General features: G+C 58.8%; 17 protein-coding genes. 4 read left to right on the forward strand and 13 right to left on the reverse strand.

From position 1 onward, the window contains the following. The first annotated feature begins 316 nt into the window (after positions 1-316). Entirely contained in the window at positions 317-898 is a 582-nt protein-coding gene (gene mobA / locus AR323_RS11670) for a molybdenum cofactor guanylyltransferase (RefSeq protein ID WP_057884169.1), read from the forward strand. Here the strand turns inward: mobA and AR323_RS11675 are convergent. From AR323_RS11675 to AR323_RS15420, 9 genes are all read right to left on the reverse strand, one after another. Then, on the reverse strand, positions 895-2,067 hold the full coding sequence (locus tag AR323_RS11675) for a molybdopterin molybdotransferase MoeA (RefSeq protein WP_057884170.1): 1,173 nt from the start codon (positions 2,065-2,067) through the stop codon (positions 895-897). The genes mobA and AR323_RS11675 overlap by 4 nt on opposite strands. Before the next feature lie 15 nt (positions 2,068-2,082). Then, on the reverse strand, positions 2,083-2,619 hold the full coding sequence (gene moaB, locus AR323_RS11680; RefSeq protein WP_057884171.1) for a molybdenum cofactor biosynthesis protein B: 537 nt from the start codon (positions 2,617-2,619) through the stop codon (positions 2,083-2,085). Then, entirely contained in the window at positions 2,619-3,077 is a 459-nt protein-coding gene (locus tag AR323_RS11685) for a molybdenum cofactor biosynthesis protein MoaE (RefSeq protein ID WP_057884172.1), read from the reverse strand. Before AR323_RS11685 ends, moaB begins: the two co-directional genes overlap by 1 nt. Next, positions 3,078-3,335: a MoaD/ThiS family protein gene (locus AR323_RS11690; protein WP_057884173.1), complete on the reverse strand. Its 258-nt coding sequence runs from the start codon at positions 3,333-3,335 to the stop codon at positions 3,078-3,080. Between the two features lie 12 nt (positions 3,336-3,347). Continuing rightward, positions 3,348-4,619 (reverse strand): acyl-CoA dehydrogenase family protein, encoded by a 1,272-nt coding sequence (locus tag AR323_RS11695; protein ID WP_057884174.1) that lies wholly within the window; start codon positions 4,617-4,619, stop codon positions 3,348-3,350. Between the two features lie 1,019 nt (positions 4,620-5,638). Then, a complete protein-coding gene (locus AR323_RS11700; RefSeq protein ID WP_057884175.1) occupies positions 5,639-6,064 on the reverse strand; it encodes a hypothetical protein in 426 nt (141 codons plus the stop codon). Between the two features lie 522 nt (positions 6,065-6,586). Continuing rightward, positions 6,587-7,270: a PEPxxWA-CTERM sorting domain-containing protein gene (locus tag AR323_RS15175; protein WP_057884176.1), complete on the reverse strand. Its 684-nt coding sequence runs from the start codon at positions 7,268-7,270 to the stop codon at positions 6,587-6,589. 396 nt (positions 7,271-7,666) lie between these two features. Then, positions 7,667-8,455 carry a glycosyltransferase family 25 protein gene (locus AR323_RS14690; protein WP_152980336.1) on the reverse strand — a complete coding sequence of 263 codons (789 nt, stop codon included), beginning with the start codon at positions 8,453-8,455 and terminating at the stop codon, positions 7,667-7,669. A gap of 79 nt (positions 8,456-8,534) precedes the next feature. After that, entirely contained in the window at positions 8,535-8,990 is a 456-nt protein-coding gene (locus AR323_RS15420) for a hypothetical protein (protein WP_456119702.1), read from the reverse strand. Positions 8,991-8,999: 9 nt separating this feature from the next. Here AR323_RS15420 and AR323_RS11715 point away from each other — a divergent pair, with 9 nt between their 5' ends. From AR323_RS11715 to AR323_RS14695, 3 genes are read left to right on the forward strand one after another with little or no spacing between them, the layout of a single operon-like run. Continuing rightward, positions 9,000-10,820, forward strand: coding sequence for an HAD-IIIC family phosphatase (locus AR323_RS11715; RefSeq protein ID WP_057884178.1), 1,821 nt, complete (start codon positions 9,000-9,002; stop codon positions 10,818-10,820). A 24-nt stretch (positions 10,821-10,844) separates the two neighbouring features. Beyond that, positions 10,845-12,416, forward strand: a complete 1,572-nt coding sequence (locus AR323_RS11720; protein WP_057884179.1) for an MBOAT family O-acyltransferase — start codon at positions 10,845-10,847, stop codon at positions 12,414-12,416. 40 nt (positions 12,417-12,456) lie between these two features. Beyond that, positions 12,457-13,557 carry a hypothetical protein gene (locus AR323_RS14695; RefSeq protein ID WP_152980337.1) on the forward strand — a complete coding sequence of 367 codons (1,101 nt, stop codon included), beginning with the start codon at positions 12,457-12,459 and terminating at the stop codon, positions 13,555-13,557. A gap of 477 nt (positions 13,558-14,034) precedes the next feature. Here the strand turns inward: AR323_RS14695 and AR323_RS11730 are convergent, their stop codons facing one another. The 4 genes from AR323_RS11730 to AR323_RS11745 form a co-directional block, all read right to left on the reverse strand. Then, a complete protein-coding gene (locus AR323_RS11730) occupies positions 14,035-14,349 on the reverse strand; it encodes a hypothetical protein (RefSeq protein ID WP_057884181.1) in 315 nt (104 codons plus the stop codon). Beyond that, positions 14,346-15,632, reverse strand: a complete 1,287-nt coding sequence (locus tag AR323_RS11735) for a tyrosine-type recombinase/integrase (protein WP_152980338.1) — start codon at positions 15,630-15,632, stop codon at positions 14,346-14,348. The genes AR323_RS11730 and AR323_RS11735 overlap by 4 nt, the downstream gene beginning before the upstream one ends. A gap of 120 nt (positions 15,633-15,752) precedes the next feature. Continuing rightward, complete coding sequence (locus tag AR323_RS11740; protein WP_057884183.1) at positions 15,753-16,994, reverse strand: VapE domain-containing protein; 1,242 nt, start codon at positions 16,992-16,994, stop codon at positions 15,753-15,755. 80 nt (positions 16,995-17,074) lie between these two features. Next, positions 17,075-17,347, reverse strand: coding sequence for a hypothetical protein (locus tag AR323_RS11745; RefSeq protein WP_152980339.1), 273 nt, complete (start codon positions 17,345-17,347; stop codon positions 17,075-17,077). Positions 17,348-17,428 lie beyond the last annotated feature (81 nt).

Consider the following 17,428-nt stretch of genomic DNA (forward strand, 5'->3'; position numbering starts at 1 on the left):
TCGGCCCTTTCGCGCCTCGGCTCCGCCACGGACGCGCAGGGTCAGGGCGTCGGCTTCAAGCTTACCCTGCTCGACGTGTTCCGATCGAATGCGCGCCGCGAGGAGCGGACGAACGGTGATCTGCTCGCTCGTTGCGGCAGGATCGACTTGAGGCTGTGCCGACGCCGCGTTCGGTAACCCGGCCATCGCCACGAGCGCCATCGCTGCGTAAGACTTACGGCACATGCTTGGCGCTTTCTTTTGACCCCCGCTTGCTTACTCGGTTCGGAAGGATAGCAAGTGATGTGCCTCAAATGAGGTTCCGAATGGAGCTGACATGAATCGCTCGAACGCCAGTCGAGGTGGCGTGGCTGTACTCGTTCTCGCGGGTGGAGAGGGGCGGCGTCTGGGCGGCGGCAAACCATTGCGACGGGTCGGAAAGCGAACACTGCTGGATCACGCCATCGAGCGCGGCCAACAATGGAGCGACACGGTGGCGGTTGCCGCGAAGTCGGCCGATCAGGTTGGTAACTGCGACCTGCCGGTGCTGATTGACCAGCCCGGCATTGGCGGCCCGCTGGCCGGACTGGCATCGGCCCGTCTTTTGGATTGCCCGCTGGTGCTAACGATCCCGTGCGATATGCCTTTCTTGCCCGATGATTTGATGGCGCGACTCACCGCAGTTCTGGGAAATGAGGGAGCGTCGCTGGCTTCAAGTGGTGGGCGGATTCATCCGGTCTGCGGGCTATGGCGCCGTGAAAGCCTGATGCAGCTTCCCGCTTATTTCGCAACTGGACGCCGCTCGATCATGGGGTTCGCCGAGGTCATCGGTTACGCGACAGTCGGGTGGGACGACCACTGGTTCGTCAACGTCAACACGCCGATTGACTTGGCGCAAGCGGAGCGCCGGATCGACTAGAAGGACAAAGCCTGGATCGTTTCTCCAACGCGCCGGACCGGACAATGAGGGAGCGAGCGAATCAGATAGTCGGCCTCTACCAATGCATGTTGGGCACTCGAATCCTGGTTGTGCAATGGGACCACTCCGGCGGCCGTCCACCGCCCCCGGGTAAACGTCTCGCGTTCGCCGCAGGGCGCGAGATCCCCTGCCAACGGGAGATCCTCCCACGCATGCGCCGGGGAGCCACCCGAAATTCCGGTGACGAGCGGCACCAGCATCAGCCTGGCCGTGACCATCGCCGAGGTCGGATTGCCGGGCAGACCAAGGATCAGCCGCTCTCGAGCCCGACCCAGCCAGATCGGCTTGCCCGGCTTAATCGCAACCTTGGAGAACAAGAGTTCGAGGCCGTGCATCTCGAACATCCGTTTTGCGAAGTCCTTCTCACCCACCGAAGCGCCACCCGTCACCACGATCAGGTCGGCATCGGCGAGAGCCTCACCGGCGGCGCGCTCGAGATCCTCGATATTGTCACCCAAGCGGCGGATTGCGACCGTCTGGCCGCCCGACTGATTGACCAGCGCCGCCACTCCGTACGATACGCTTTCGGGTATTGCGCCGGGCCGATCCCGCGCCTGGCCCGGTTGGGCCAGTTCGTCACCCGTGGCCAGGACCACAACCCGCGGCTTGCGCCAGACGTCCACCTCTCCCCGATCGGCAGCGGCCGCTGCCACTAGCGCACGGGGCGTCAATACCGTACCCGCGCCCAGCAGCGCCTGCCCCGCCCGAAAGTCGGAGCCCCGTCGCCGGATGTGGCTGGCCTCGTCCGTCAGGAGCGGAACGATAACTCGATCGCCCGCCGGCTCGGCCCGTTCCTGGATGATCACACGGTCTGCGCCGTGCGGCACAGGCGCGCCCGTGAATATCCGTACCGCGCATCCGGGTTCAAGCGGACGGTCGAAGCCACGTCCGGCGAATGACTTCCCCATGACTCGCAAAGAACCCGGCAAATCGGCTTCACGCACGGCGTAACCGTCCATTGCCGAGCAATCAGCAGGCGGAGAATCGACCTGCGCGACGACGGCTGCCGATAGGGTGCGGCCCGCTGCGCGCGATAGCGGTACCGTCTCGGAGCCGATCGGACGTGCCACATCGGCAATGTGCCTCATGGCCTGGTCGAAGGAGATCATGCGACCGGCCCGCGGCTATGCGCACAGGCTTCGCAGGCGCGGTATCTGCCCCGCCAGCGAGCAGGGTCGATATCGACTGTCGAGCTCTAGCCCGAGAACCAGCTCCCAGGCATCGCGGCATGCCCCGGTCGATCCAGGCAAGCAGAACACGAACGTGTCCGCGATCTGCCCGGCGAACGCGCGCGACTGGAGCGTCGAGACGCCAACCGTGCTCAAGCTCGCCTGGTGGAACACGACTGAGAAGCCATCCATCTCGCGGCGAAACATGGGTCGGATTGCCTCGGGGGTGAGGTCACGCGGGGAAAACCCGGTGCCGCCGGTGACCAGGATCAAGTCGATTGCCTCGTCCTCCACCCACTCCGTGACCTTCGTGCGAATGGATTCGATATCGTCCTTCACGACTGATTTGGCCGCAAGTCGGTGACCGGCGGCCCCCAACTTCTCGACTAGCAATCCTCCCGAAGTGTCCGTGTCTTCGGTGCGTGTGTCGGACACGGTCAACACCGCGATATTTAGCGGGTGAAAGGTCAAGGTGGGGTCGATTCCCGGCATCAAGAACTCCAGTGCGCGGAGTCGGCGTAATCGGATGCGAGTGGCTCGATCCAGCGGGTGCCATCCGCGGCGTCTTCACGCTTCCAGAACACCGCCTCGGTTTTCAAACGGTCCATCGTGAAGTCCGCAGCTTCAAATGCCGCCCGACGATGAGAAGATGCCGCAGCCACAAACACGATCGCTTCGCAAGGCCGGACGAGGTCATGACGGTGAACTACCCGAAGCGCACTGACGGCGAACCGCTCGCGTGCGGCCTGGACGATGTCCTCGATTGAACGAAGCGTCAGGATGGGGTGGTGATCAAGGAATACACCTTCGACCGCTGCGCCGCTGCGTGCTCTGTCACGGGCGAGGCCGACGAAGCTCACCATCGCCCCCTGTCCATGGAGGGTGGCAAGGAAGCTGTCGAACTCTGCCTGGGCGTCAAGCGGGCGATCGGTGATGCGGCTGCTGAACACTCAGCCTCCCGATACCGGAGGCAGAAGGGACACCTCATCCCCCGGGCAGAGCAAATGACCGTCATCGACAATTGCGTCGTTAACGCACGCGCGGACCCGGGGCGATAACAGGTCCGCGCTCGCGACGGGGTATTGCGAGGCGAGGGCCAGGCGCAGCGCGCCTATCGTTCGCCCGACGAGTTCTCCGTCGAACGAAAGCTCGCGGCCCATCGAGTCGCCCAGCTTGCCGAATAAGAAGACCGTGAGTGCCAACTTCATCCTCCAGGGCCACTAGCGGGATACCATGGGCTGCGAGTGTGTTCGCCACTCGAGCAGCCGCTCTCCAGACCGACCCAGCTCGATGCGGGCGATCGAGCGCAGATGAACCTCGTCGGGCCCGTCGGCGATCCGCAACGCGCGCATTCTCGCATAGGCTTCCGCTAGTCCGAAATCGTCAGATAGGCCACCCGCTCCGTGGGCTTGCATCGCATCGTCGATGATGCGCAGAGCCATTCTCGGCGCAGCCACCTTGATCATTGCGATTTCGAGCCGGGCCGTCTTGTTGTCGGTCTTGTCCATCATGTCGGCCGCTTTCAGGCACAGCAGGCGCGTCATTTCAATGTCAATCCGCGCCTCCCCGATGCGCTGCTCCCACACGGATTGATCGGCCAGGCGCTTTCCGAATGCCACCCGAGAGAGCAACCGATCCGTCATCTTCTCCAATGCGACCTCCGCCGCCCCGATGGCCCGCATGCAGTGGTGAATCCTCCCCGGCCCGAGGCGGCCTTGGGCGATTTCGAAACCGCGGCCTTCGCCTAGTATGACGTATTCGGTCGGCACGCGGACGTTGCGCAGCACGATCTCGGCGTGACCATGTGGCGCTCCGTCGTAACCGAATACCGGCAGCATGCGCTCGATATGTACACCCGGCGTGTCTAGCGGGACCAGTATCTGGGTCTGTTGCCGATGGGATGGAGCATCAGGATCGGTCTTGCCCATGACGATCGCAACCTTGCAGCGTGGATCGCCAGCGCCCGATGACCACCACTTGCGTCCGTTGATGATATATTCCTCACCCTCCCGCTGGATTGACGTTTGGATGTTGGTCGCATCGGAGGACGCGACGTCGGGCTCGGTCATCAGGAAGGCCGAGCGAATTTCGCCATCGAGCAACGGGCGCAGCCACATCGCCTTTTGTTGCGACGAGCCGTAGCGGTGGAGAACCTCCATGTTTCCCGTATCGGGCGCCGAGCAATTGAAGGCTTCCGCGGCGAAGCCGACCCGGCCCATCTCTTCGGCGCACAGCGCATATTCGAGATTTGAAAGGCCCGCACCATGATATTTGTCATCGTCGTGCGGCGACGGGGGCAGGAAAAGGTTCCACAAGCCTTCGACATAGGCCCGCGCCTTCAATGCTTCGATCACTGGAGGCACGGTCCAGCGATGGCCCTCTTGCCGAAAGTGCGCTCGGTACTCCTCCTTCGCTGGCTCCACGTGATCCTGCATAAAGGCGCGCACCCGGTCGCGCCATTCGCACTGCTTCGCGGAGATGGTGAAATCCATTGGTCGCTCCTGCCTCACACCCGGCTGTGATACGGGAAGCGCAGCGCAAGGAATTGATTTGGCGCACTACCGCCATGCGATCGTCCCGGAAAAACAGCTTCACGGAGACCTAGGAATAGTTCGAAGCGAATTGCCTTCGCCGGTGGAAAATTGATCCGAGGGCTCGTCGATTACTGACGTGCACGGGCTTGGAAGAGGCGCGCGGACAGGGCGCTGCCGTTTCTTTCGAGATAATCGGATGGCTGGCTTCCCGGCTGGTTTTGGCGTCGCAGGAACGACCGAATTGGGGCGCGAAGCTAGCGTCGGCTATTCCACTCGCAGACAAATTTAGTGAACCGGGACTCGCACCCTATTCGCCGATAGGGCCAAGGGGTCACTATCGGGGCCTCACCAGAATAGGGTTGCAACTTACATAAATTTATCAACGAGCTGAGAGATCAAGAAGAGTCCTCTTCTGTTCGGTGCGACGCTCCCTAATGGCGGGCCTTAGATCGACACGTTACTACATTCAAATATCTGATGAGCTAAAGCTCCGAGACAGCCATTCCGGATCTGAACGAACGGCAGCTTTCAGGATCGCTCCACAACTGGTTGAATGACCGGGGTTAGGGCGCAAAGCGGCCTACGAGACCGAGCCACCCAAATGCCTGCTTTTAGGTCCTTAGCGGAATGGCGGCTTTCGACCACCGCGACGTAATTTGCGAACCCTCGCAATGGGCATCCTCCAAGTCCCTGCCGCCACGTTTTCCGCACTTCATATTTTCACCAACCGCCGAGGCTGGGCGGCATGGCTGGTCGACTAGGGTTTTGTCGGTTTTGTCAGTGCCTCCTGAGAGTGTTTTCGGCGGAGACGACTTACCGGAAGTGCCTCTTCGGTAGTTTGAACCGGAATCGGTTCGATAGCTTCGTGTTTTCCGACACTTGCTAGCCGAGCGCAGGCTGCGGGGGCTCAAGAATATTTCCGGTAGCTTTCGGTCAGTGGGGGGTAAACGACAGGCGGAGGGCCGCCACAGCCTGATCTAGTCGTTGTCCCAGAGGTAAAAGCGGGCATGCTCGAAAGTTGCCTTGCACTGCGGACATTTCACTCCGCGTCCATTGTCGGCGGTGGTGATCATTCGACCGTCCACCTGATCGCAACGAGAACAAAACGGCAAGCCCTGGGGTTCGCCCTCGCGGACCTGTGAGGCCCTGAAACGCATCCCGTGGCGCTCTACCGTTTCGACACGGACCTGAGCCGCCTGCTTAAGCTGCTCGATCTCGTGATCCTTCGCCTCGGTCTCGGCCTTCGCGTCCTGAAGCGCGGTCTTCACGTCCAACAATTTGTCCATCAGGTCCACGACCTGACCTTTGATCACGACCGCGTCGTAATCCTTGCCGATCTGGCGCATCGCTTTGGCAATTTCGAGCGCGCTGCTCGCCGCGCTGATGCCTGCCGCTAGTTCCACTGAACGCTCTCCGTGCTAGCTAGGTGATTGCTAGCTCGACTCGTGGGCGGAGAATTTCGCGTGCCCGGCGAGCCTGTTTCGCCAGCAAAAACAAGGTGGTGCCGCTTACAGGACTCGAACCTGTGACCCCATCATTACGAAATCAAATATCGCCAAAGAGGAAAGCTAGACTTTCCATGGGTTTAGAGTCCCAGCAGACGCTTCCCTCGGCGTTTACCCAAGCCAGTCCCATGTTGTGCGTTCAACGGTGCTAGCAGCTTTCCTACTGAAAGAACTTTGGCAGGGAAGATTTCCGGAATCCGACCCGGCCCATACCCGTCAGGGCGCCACTCCCGAAGCGAGTCTTTCGCGTGCAACGAACGAGGCAGCCACTTGCATTGCGCCCTGATTTCGACTTTCCGAGCTATCCCGTGCGTCCCAAAAGAGAACTGCCACGATTGCTGTAACAGGTCGGGCATTTCCTCTTCTACTGTACAGAGAGGCGGCCGAAGCCGGCTCTCTCTAACTCGTAATCTCTATGTCTCAGGTCAAAGGGCGTAGTCGCAGCGTACCGCGTTCCTTCTGACCACGGCGACGCATGCCTAAGCCGATGGCCCCAAAACCGAACAGCATCAGCGCCCAAGTGGCAGGTTCAGGAACTGCCCCGGCCATACTGATCGTCTCATCAAGTCTGATCTGCTGAACCGCCCCGACACCAGTCCCATTGAAAACTAGCGAGGCGCTCGCGATCGATTGACCGTCGATACCTTGGAAGCCGAACATGTTAGATCCGTTTCCGAGTGCGCTAGTGAAAACGAACGCGGTTCCTTCGTTATCGAGCAACGTAAACGTCGCGCTGGTCGCCCCCCCACCGAAAACATTGAATTCGAGGTTGTTGAAGGTGTTGCCTCCAACCAGGCCAAAATCGAGCGAGCTGAGGGCCAGCGTATCGTTCGGGTTCCGAGTCGAGCTATCGAGTGCTCCATTGATGTTTGCCTGCCCGCCGCTGGCAAAAAGATCGTCACCTCCGTTTGTGGTCGATCCGGTGAAGCGGACAATCGTTCCAGCCTGTGTAGCGCCCTCGACTATGGGGCCCGTCTGGGGGTCCTCGTTGAAGAGTACGTTAGCTCCCTGAATAGAGCTGGCGTCGACAATGATGATGGCGGCGGAAGCCGGCGCCGCGATGGCCACTCCGAAAGCGGCTGTCAGAAGGTAGCGGGTTAACATGATGGGCGATCTTAACGCGGGTCGTGGAGGGGCATCCGACCACGGCTGTTAAGGTCTCGTTAGCCATCAAAGTTCCCCAAACATCGAAATAATCTCGATATCATTCGTTGGACCGGAGGTTGTGCTTGTGAAGAAGATACCTGTGATAACCTATCGCAGGAGCTGCCAGTATCGATGCCCGCCTAGTCCAAGTGCCGAGGCCAGCGTCCGCCAGGGGAGTCGCTTGCTGGCGGGCAGCTTTGGCACCGATATAGCTGACGCAAACAGCAAGCTTTCAGGAAGCCAGTTGTATGTGACTAAGATACGCCTTTGGGGCGGGAAACGAACATTCCACGGGTAAACAGCAAAACGCGGCCAGCTTCCCGCCGGCGGCGCACTTGCTAGTTGCGAAAGCGCTTAAGGGTTGAGACGCGCTGATTTTGGCCTTGCGAATTCATACTCACTGTTTCTGGAAAACTTGCGACCTCTTAGAAGTTCAATCATTTGCCGTAGAACGGGAATCCGATCAAACCATTTCTGATCGCCAATATCAGTCCGCGAGCGACGTTGTTCGCTTAATAGGGCAAACTCAGTTTTGAGTTGAGGGTGGGCACGGCGAAACCAAACAAGAGCACCATCTATGGGTGGTCTTTCATCCCATTGCGCGTTGCCCTCCATTGCAGCCTTTTTATCCAACTCGAACGTCGGATCACGAAGAAATCGTGAGAGGTATTCTGCGGCGCAATTTGCTGCATGGGCACTAAAGCCCATTACGTGCGCACCAATTATATCGCTGTTATGTAGGTCATGCGAATCTTTTGCGACATAACCTCCATAAAATATGTCGCAGCTACCCTTCTCATAGGATAAAATCGCATCGAGAAATTTGCAGTCGTCTTGCAGGATCAAGACTGACTTCATCTCACGCGCGGCGTCTTCGAGGATTCGGCGATGACTTATGAAGCAGCCATGACTTCCTGCGCGTTTGAACGGGCCCGGCTCGTCAATCTGCACTGCAGGGAAAAATGATACACGCTCATCCCTACCTAAGCCAACCGCCGCCAGTTCAAGTTCCATCTTTTTCCGACGGTCAACACGGTGAGGCAGGTTAACGACCACGATCCGGTCGTAATTATCAAAAACTGACAAGGTGCGACCCCATTGATATTTACGCTCTAACCATACATCTAATGGATGCGAATTCAAGCGGACGCTGGATTTTGGTGTTCATCTAACCAGACGGTCTTTTCGCCGTTCGCCGTTTCACTTCATCCTCCGAGCGTTCCTATTTCCCTTTAGACACTGGTCCTGCCCCACCGAGCTGCTTGGCGATGGTCGCAGCTGAAAGTGGTTTCCAAGAGACGGTGTCGAGGCTAGTCACGCCCGAATCGGAGGGGGTATTACCGTGCCAGGAGTCACTATCGAACAACTCAGAGAGATCGTGAGTGATGTCTTCGATGATGAAGATGTCGAAATTTCGGAAGAAACGACCGCTCACGATGTCGAAGGTTGGGACAGTCTCAACCACATCCGATTTATGGTGACGGTGGAACAGCGATTTAATGTCCGCTTTACGAGCCGCGAGGTAGAGAGCCTTCAGAACGTAGGTGACCTGCTCAGGGCCATCAACTCGAAGTCTCAGACCTGATCGGGGCAGGACATGGATTTGATTGCGGACCTGGGATGGCTGCGCCGCGCGCCAGTCAATTTTAGACAGCGGTGCAAACACCTCGATAGCCAAACAGGCGGATTGGACGCCGAGGCTGACGCTGAGCTGATCGACCTCTCCAATTATGCGCTTGACCTCAACCAGCTCGAGCGTCTCGGCAAACTCGCGGCAAAGCGCAGTCTAAGAGATGCGGGCGGCCTGCTCACGCGGTTCAAGCTGGGCTTGATCGGAAGCGGAACGCTGAGCTTGATCGCGTCGGCGATACCGGGTTCAGGCCTTCGCCACTTCGTGCTCATTGATGTCGTGGAGGCGGATTACGGTCGGTCTCTCGAACAAGCCATGGACCCAACCAGCCGGATCCGGTCCTCCGGTCTCGACAGTGTTCTGATCGCATTTGATTATCGCGATCTTCATTTGACCGCCGCCGCGAGCGATTCCCACACGGCCAACGAGCAGGTCGAAAGCGCTTTCGCCCATTTGAAGGCTGTCGCGGAAAACCTGCGGCCATCCTTGAGTGGTCCTATTCTGGTTCAGACGCTTGTTCCACCTGTCGAACCGCTGTTTGGTAGTCTCGACGCCGCCGAAGCCTCAAGCCCCTACGCAATGGTGCAAGCGCTCAATCGTAGGATAGTCGAGTGGGTTAGCGAGAGTGACGTTGTCCTCGTCGACGCTGCGCGTTTCGCGGCTTCGGTCGGCACGGTTCGGTGGCTCGATGCGGTCCATTGGCATTCGGCGAAGTTGCCCATCGCCCCTCAGCTTGTCCCTCTACTTGCGGACCTGATCGCAAGGACGATCGGAGCGTTGAGGGGGAAGACCCGCAAATGCCTCATCCTCGACCTCGATAATACCGTCTGGGGCGGTGTCATTGGCGATGACGGGCTCGATGGCATTGCGATCGGCCAAGGTTCCGCGGAAGGCGAGGCGTTCCTCGCAGTGCAACGGGCCGCGCTGGACCTCCGAGCGCGCGGGATAGTGATCGCCGTCAGCTCGAAGAACGACGAGGAGGTGGCCTGGAGGCCGTTCAGCGACCATCCCGACATGCTACTTAGGAAAGAGCACATTTCGGTATTTCAGGCCAATTGGCAGGACAAAGCGAGCAACATCAAGTATATTGCCGAGAGCCTCAATATCGGCACCGACTCGCTAGTTTTCCTCGACGACAACCCTTTCGAACGCGAGCTCATCCGGCGGGAATTGCCCTTCGTTGCGGTTCCGGAACTCACCGACGATCCCGCCCAATACGTCACCATCCTCGCACTGGCCGGCTATTTCGACACGATCTCGGTCTCGCCAGAAGACCGCAAGCGTGCCGAGTACTACCAAGCCAATGCCGAGCGCACCTCAATACTTGCGTCGTCGACAGATCTAGAAGGTTACCTTAAATCCCTCGACATGGTCTGTACGATCAGACCGTTCGATTCGATCGGGCGGGCGCGAGTGGCCCAGCTTATCAATAAATCAAACCAATTTAATCTGACGACACGACGCTACACAGAGGCGGAAGTCGCCAGTATGGAAGGTTCGGCCGATAAACTCACGATGCAGATCCGCCTCGCCGACAAGTTCGGCGACAACGGAATGATTAGCGTCGTTTCCTTCGACAAAAGCGCATCGCAATGGTCGAACGATTTGTGGCTGATGAGCTGCAGGGTGCTGGGTCGCCGGGTCGAGGAGGCAGTGCTCGCACATGTCGCCGCCGCCGCCAAGGCCGAGGGCGTGCAGCGGCTGATCGGCACATACCTGCCGACGGCCAAGAACCAAATGGTCGCGGGCTTGTACCAACGTCTCGGATTTTCATTGGTCGAAAGTCGCGCGGACGGCGTAACGGTCTGGGAGCTGGCACTGGACAACTATTCAGCGCCCGAACTTCCGATCAAAATCGTCGCCGACCAGATCGCTTAGTCGAGCAGGGAAAACGGGCTCACGATGCTATTCAACTCGGCTCCCTATCTTTTTGCGTTTTTGCCGCTGTCCCTTGTTGCATTCTATCTTCTAGCTAAGGTCAGCCGAGATGCCGCAAAGATCTTCGTGATCGCAGCTTCGCTGTTCTTCTACAGCTGGATAAGCGCCAAGTTCCTGCCTCTCCTGATCGGCTCGGTTGTCGTGAACTATGTTTTGGGGCGCGCGATCATACTGGCTAACGGCGGGGAAAATTTCGGCCGGGCCGCACTTTTGCGGAACGTGGGAGTGTTGGGCAATTTAGCCTTGCTGGTATATTTCAAATATACCAACTTTCTGATCGAAAATGTAAATGTCGTAACCGACGCCAATATTCAAGCGCTCAATGTCATCCTGCCCCTGGGCATCTCGTTCTTCACCTTTCAGCGAATATCGTATCTGATCGATTGCGCGCGCGGGGAAGTCCAGGATGGGAGATTCATCGATTTCGCGGCGGTGTCCGTTTTTTTCCCGCAGCTAATTTCAGGGCCGATCATTTTATACGGCGAGACTAAGCCCCAGTTTGCTAACTCCCATTTGGGATCTCGAGCGGCCAGCAACTTAACGGTGGGGTCGGTCATTTTCGCCATAGGTCTCTTCAAGAAGACGGTCTTAGCCGACAACGCCGGATACGCCTCTGACCCGGTATTCGATATAATCGCGAACGGGGGTAATCCTGGCGCGTTGGCGGCTTGGATTGCCGTGCTGGCCTACACCGTCCAGCTTTACTTCGACTTTTCGGGTTATTCCGACATGGCGATCGGTTCCGCGCGGATGTTCGGCATCCGACTTCCTTTGAACTTTCACTCGCCGCTCCGCGCCAACAGCATCATCGAATATTGGCGGCGCTGGCACATGACCCTTAATCGATTCATGGTCCGCTATTTCCTACCAGCCCTGTCGCTCAAATTGACCCGCGCAGCGGTGGGACGGCGCTTAGGGGACCGAAGCACTTTTTTCGCCTCCGTTGTCCTCCCGGTTTTCCTGACCTTCGTCGTCATTGGCATCTGGCATGGGGCGAGTTGGACTTACGTCCTCTTCGGAGTGCTGCACGCCAGTTTTGTCTCAATCAACGAGGTTTGGCGAAACGCCAGGAAGCGCAAACGCAAGCGGCTGGGCCTGAAGGGCGCGCACAAACCTGCGATTGGCGAACATCTTTTTTATCACGTAATCACGCTGCTATGCGTGCTAGCGGCGAACATCATGTTTCGCTCGGAAACTGTGTCGGCCGCACTCGCCTATTATAGAACGTTGTTCGCATTTAACGTTACTCCTGCGTCCATCGCCCCCTATCGCCCTGAGTTGCTTCTGTTCGTCGCCGTGGGGTGGTTCATCATCTTGGCCCTGCCCAACACGCAGCAGATCCTAAGGGCCTACCGCCCTGCAGTGAATTGGAACCAATGGAGAAATGTCGCCCTCCCGGCAGTGGGCCGCTTCATCAAGTGGCGACCCAATGCAGTGGGACTGGCCGCGTGCGGACTGGTTCTCGCCGCCTCGATCACAGCCATGATTATTGAGATGTCTCGTGAGCCAGCACAGTTCATATATTTCCAGTTCTGAGCCCGAACTCGCAAGGGGGGCGAGGTGGACGTACCGGCCCTTGTTGGGAATCATTGGGTGGGCGCTCGCGGGCCTTGTTGCGATCGACACTTTCATCGGCATAGCTTTTCCATATCCTGACGATCAGACGATCATGCCTTCGCGTCTGCAATCGTTCTTTGAATATGGTCGTTCAGCCGAAGGCGCGCTGTTCCGAAGAACCAAGGCCGATAGGGCACAGACGGCACCGATCACCCTTTCCGGATGGTATGAGCCTTTGATCGCATCGGAACCCGAAGGGAGCGCCGGCAAACCCGCTGTAACTGTATATGGCGGCTCCCATTCCGTCCGCCTTGCTCACGCTCTCGGCCGAGTATCCAACGACCTGACGTGGCGCTCCGTCGCGGCCCCCGGCGCATCATCGAACTGGTCTTACGGGGCGTTTCTTCGGGACGAGGCTGGAAGGCAGGGCAGCGTTGCGGTGGTCTTAACTTTCAATACTAATCTTCTGCCAGCGATCACGTCGTTCTCACCCATGATGTGGAACAACGACAACCCGATGCCTTACACCGGGGATCGTTTTATCGTGAGCGATGGCGGGTTGAAAGTCATCCACCCACCCTACGATTCCTTCGAAGAATATCAGCGGACCCTTACTAACTCCGCCGCCTGGTCGCGGGCCGTCGATTTCTTTGCCAAAAACGATCCGCTCTTCAATCCTATCTCCTTCCGGTCGAGCCTGCTCGACCACTCTGCCCTCGCCCGGCTCGCTCGGCGTGCGTACAACACCGACCGGCACAAGGATACCGAGCAGGCCGTTCTCGATCCTGTCAAATTCAACGACGAGAGCGAGGCCGTTCAACTGGCGCGGGCGATAATCCGCAAGTTCGCGGCGGATGTAAGAGCCGAGGGCAAGATCCCGGTCGTCTTTCTGGTCAACGACATTGGATATTCGGATGTGCTTTTCCGTGCAGTCGAGCCCGCTTTGAAAGCGAGCGATGTGCCTTATTTAAGCTCCCACCAGTTCATCTCGCCCAACGACTTCAACGCTTATCTTCCGGACGGACATTTTACTGATGCTAACGATGATCGGTTGGGGAAGGCGCTGGACGATCTGATAAGAAGCCAAATGGCAATTATATCGGATAATACGAGGCGCTGACCTGAACGCCGCTGTGGCCGCCTCGTTGTTAGCGGGCCAAGTAGCTAAGTGTAGTGTCTAGCGAATGTGGCTCCGAACGCAGGTTAGCTACGATGCCGAGAGCGAAAACGCAGATCAGCCCCCATGCTAAAATATCGCGTTTTCTAGTCATCAAACCACCCTAGCGGCAATGAACTGGAGCTCCAACAGTTAGTTGGAGTAATAGTCTCGAGGAGGGGGCTCACGACCTCCCAGCGCTCTTTTGCGAAATGCGCATGCGTTTGACCCCGCTTAGGGGGGAGACTGGCGAGCGTCAGCCAGAGTTTGGCTTTCTGAAAATCCCGCCAGAGCCGACAGCCAGGAACGTCGCCGCGCTGAGGAGGTCGTCGCCAGGCTGTGAAGCTCGAAAAGATCACCTGCAATCACCCTGGCGCCAAAAAAATAGGATAGAAGAAATCACCCCCACACAGCGCGAGGCCGTGCGGGGGTGTCGAGGTGTCAGGAACCGACGGTCGGCTCCGGTGGCGCGTAGTATCTGCCGTCTTCGCTTCGGCCCCAGTTCGGCCATACAGGGTCCCGCTGCAGGCCCTTCTTAAGCGCGATGCCCGCGTGGCGCTTGTCGAAGCCAAGGGCGGCCAGGACGCCGACAATGCGGCATCCAGTATCAACCCCCTCGCCGATGCACGCGTTGATCAGCATGTGAGCCCGGTCGTGCTTGTTGACCCCGGCACTCGTCAGGTGCCGCTCCAGGTCCCGGAGGCTGCGGAACAGTGCCTCTGTGTTCGGTTGAGCAGGTTTGGTGCTGGGCGTCATCTTGCCGCTCCCAGCATGAGGTTGTTGGCACCCGCTTCCACCGCGGCCGCAAGCGAGATGTCGCTTACATAGGCGTAGCGTGCCGTGCTCTCGGACCTAAGATGGCCAGCCACCTTGCCCGCGACATGGAGCGAGACCCCGTTGTTGATCATCGCGCCGATCGCGGCATGCCTTAGGTCGTGAATGTGCAGGTCCGGCAGGCGGGCCTCGACGCAAGCCGTTTTCCAGGCGCGCTTGATGTTATCGAACGGTTTGCCTGTCGCCGGGTTCGCCAAGAGCCAATCGCTGGCCCGTGGCAGGTCGTTGATCACGGCGAGCGCAGCCTTGCTTAATGGTACCCTGCGAGCTTGTCCGTTCTTCGTAAGGGGTATCAGCCACTCCGCCCTATCAAAGTCGATGTGCTCCCACCTAGCGTTTAGGAGTTCACTCTTGCGGGCAGCGGTCGCGAGTAAGAGCTGAACGATGGGTTTCAACAGCGGATTGGCGGACTGCTCCGCGGCCTTTAGAAGGCGCTCGACCTCGATGGGTGTCAGAAGACAGGTCCGCTTGTTGTCGTATTTCGGCCTAGCAACTGACGCGACGGGATTGCGATCAGAGCCGGGTAAGCCCCACCCCTGCGCAAGCCGGTAGGTCCGGTGCATAACCAGCCGCAAGCGGTCGACAGACGCCGGCGCCAGCCGTTGACGAAGCTCGGCCAGGTATGTCTCGATCGCCTGCGTCGTGACTTGATCGATGCGCAGCTTCCCGAACCTAGGAACTAGATAGCGGCGGTGGGCCAGTTCCACAGAGGCATGCGAGCGCAGGTGCCCCTTCGCATGTTCGACATGCATTTGGGCGAGTTCCTTGAAGGTGATGATAGCTTTTCGGTTGGCCTTCTCCTCGGCGGGGTTTCCGCCCAGCACGATTTTAGAGCGCAACTCCTTGGCGAACCGCTTCGCTTGGTCGAACGACACGTCCGAGTGCCCTCCGATCTTGATTTGCGCAGCCTTGCCTTCGGGGGTCGTGTAGTAGAGCCAGTATGTCTTGCTGGTGGCTCGCACCTCGATCCCGAACCCGGTCTGTTCGGTGCAGCGATACACTTCCTTTCGTTTGTGCGCTGGACAGGTCACGTCGCGACAGAACGCCGACGTCAATTTGAGTTTGGCCATGGGCCGTTCCTTTCTGAATTTGCGATAGACGCCGAACCGAGGAGCGCCGCGGGGCGACTCGAATGGGTTGGGTACGGCGGAGGCAGGCGTCGTCCTCGGCAGCGTCGAGAGGGGCCCAGGCGGCAGCAGTGGCACGGCCGCCCTCTGCGTTGCAGACTAGCGGTGCGGCCACCGAGGCCCCGAGAGCACCCGAAGTTGCCCCCCCTCCCCACCCCCTTGGGTTCGAGGGAGGGAGGGGGAGCAGTTTGGGCAGACTTAGTATTCGTCTTGGGCCGGATCGTAGGCGGCGGCGGTGGCCTCCTTTTTCCGCCAGGGTATCGGCCAGCGGTTGTAACCTCCGATCCGCTTGTGTGGTCCAAGCAGAGCGCGAAGGGCGACGTTGGCCTCCTTCGCTTGCGGGTTGGTCGGCTTCTCGATGCCGAGAACCTTCAGGACCTCGATTGCCGTAAGCCTCGGAAGACCGTCAGCGGACATCCGATCGAGATCGAGCTCCTCTTGGATGCGAGCCTCGATCGCGCTGACGAGCCGGTGCTCGTTGTTGATCTCAGCGAGTTGCTTTTCCTCGCTATCGTTGAGCCACCACTCGGCTCCGGCCCCCAAATCGATTTTCAGCTCCGCAAACACTTGCTGCATGTCTATTGTGTGCTGATAGCCGATCTTTGCCGCCCGAACCGTCCAGAACCGGCTATTCCCAGTCGTGTCGCTCAGAAACTGCCGTTCGTTGACCGAAGCCGCGAAGATCGTGGACCGGGGGTATTCGGCCTCGACCCGGGCGTACGGAGGCCGGATCTTGTCCTCGGTTTCAGTGATGAACGCTTTGAGCCCCGCCATTTCTCGGCGGAACGAAGCTTCGAGTTCACCCAGTTCCACAATACGGTGACGTACGGCGGCCAAACGTGCATCTTTGCTACCACCGTCCCACGAGTGACCCAGCTTTACCGCCTCCTCTCGGAGGTGAGCTGGGGTAACCAAGTTGGCAATCCAGCTGGTCTTGCCGAGGCCTTGCTCCCCTTGGAGGGTGAGAACCCCTCGGGCCCTGAAGCCCTGCTTCACGAAAGTCGCAGCCACGATGCTCAGAAGCCATTTGCGAACCAGCACGTCCCGGAATTCTGCAGGGTATCCGTCTGCCGGAATGAGCGTTTCGCAGATCTCAGATATTCGGCTCCTTCCATCCCAAGCGCGGCTGGTGACCCAGTCGGCGAAGGGATCGAACGGATGGGCGTCCGCGAGCACCAGCAAATGTTGTCGGGCTTGAGCCGGTGACATGTCATTTCGGATGAGCAGGCTTTCGATACGCGAGAGCACCACCGCGTCGCGGTTTTGCCTCCCGAAATTAAGTCCCGGTACCTCGATCTCCGGGCGCTTCTTGATGATGTTGAATCGGATGCCGATTTTCGCGGCATCAATGACGTGCTTGAAGTTCTCGAGCGTCGCGGGGACTTGCTTGCTCGAGTTGCTCGGCTGATCCGGAAAGCTTTCCCGGGCGAGCTTGCCCATTTGGGCGGAGGGCTTGGCCACAGGCAGGGTTGTGGTGGTTGAGGGACCCTTCGATCCCTCAACGCCAGTTCCGCTTGTCATCAGTCGATGAGTTGCAGGCTGCCATCGGCGCACTTGCGCCAGTGAATGTTCTCGCCCTCCATAAGAACCGTTTCGAAGGCTACTCGGAGGTGCTCTCCTCCGATAGATTGCGCCTTGTCGATAATCTGTTCTGAATGCTGAAGCCCGGACCAAATACACGCTTTGGCCAAGCTGATCCGACCGTCTTGACCTGCTCGATTCAATTTCATTCTAACGTTTTCGCTCAGCTTCAAAACTTCGAAGCCAAGGCATGGTGTAATAGGTAATGTCATTTCGTACTCTTTAGTAAGGCGCCTGCTGGCGCTGGTTGGTTAGATTCATCTTCGCGCAGCCAAATTTGGCCTCTTTCCCTG

It is taken from the genome of Tsuneonella troitsensis (genome assembly GCF_001441535.1).
In the GTDB taxonomy this organism is placed as follows: Bacteria; Pseudomonadota; Alphaproteobacteria; order Sphingomonadales; family Sphingomonadaceae; genus Tsuneonella; species Tsuneonella troitsensis.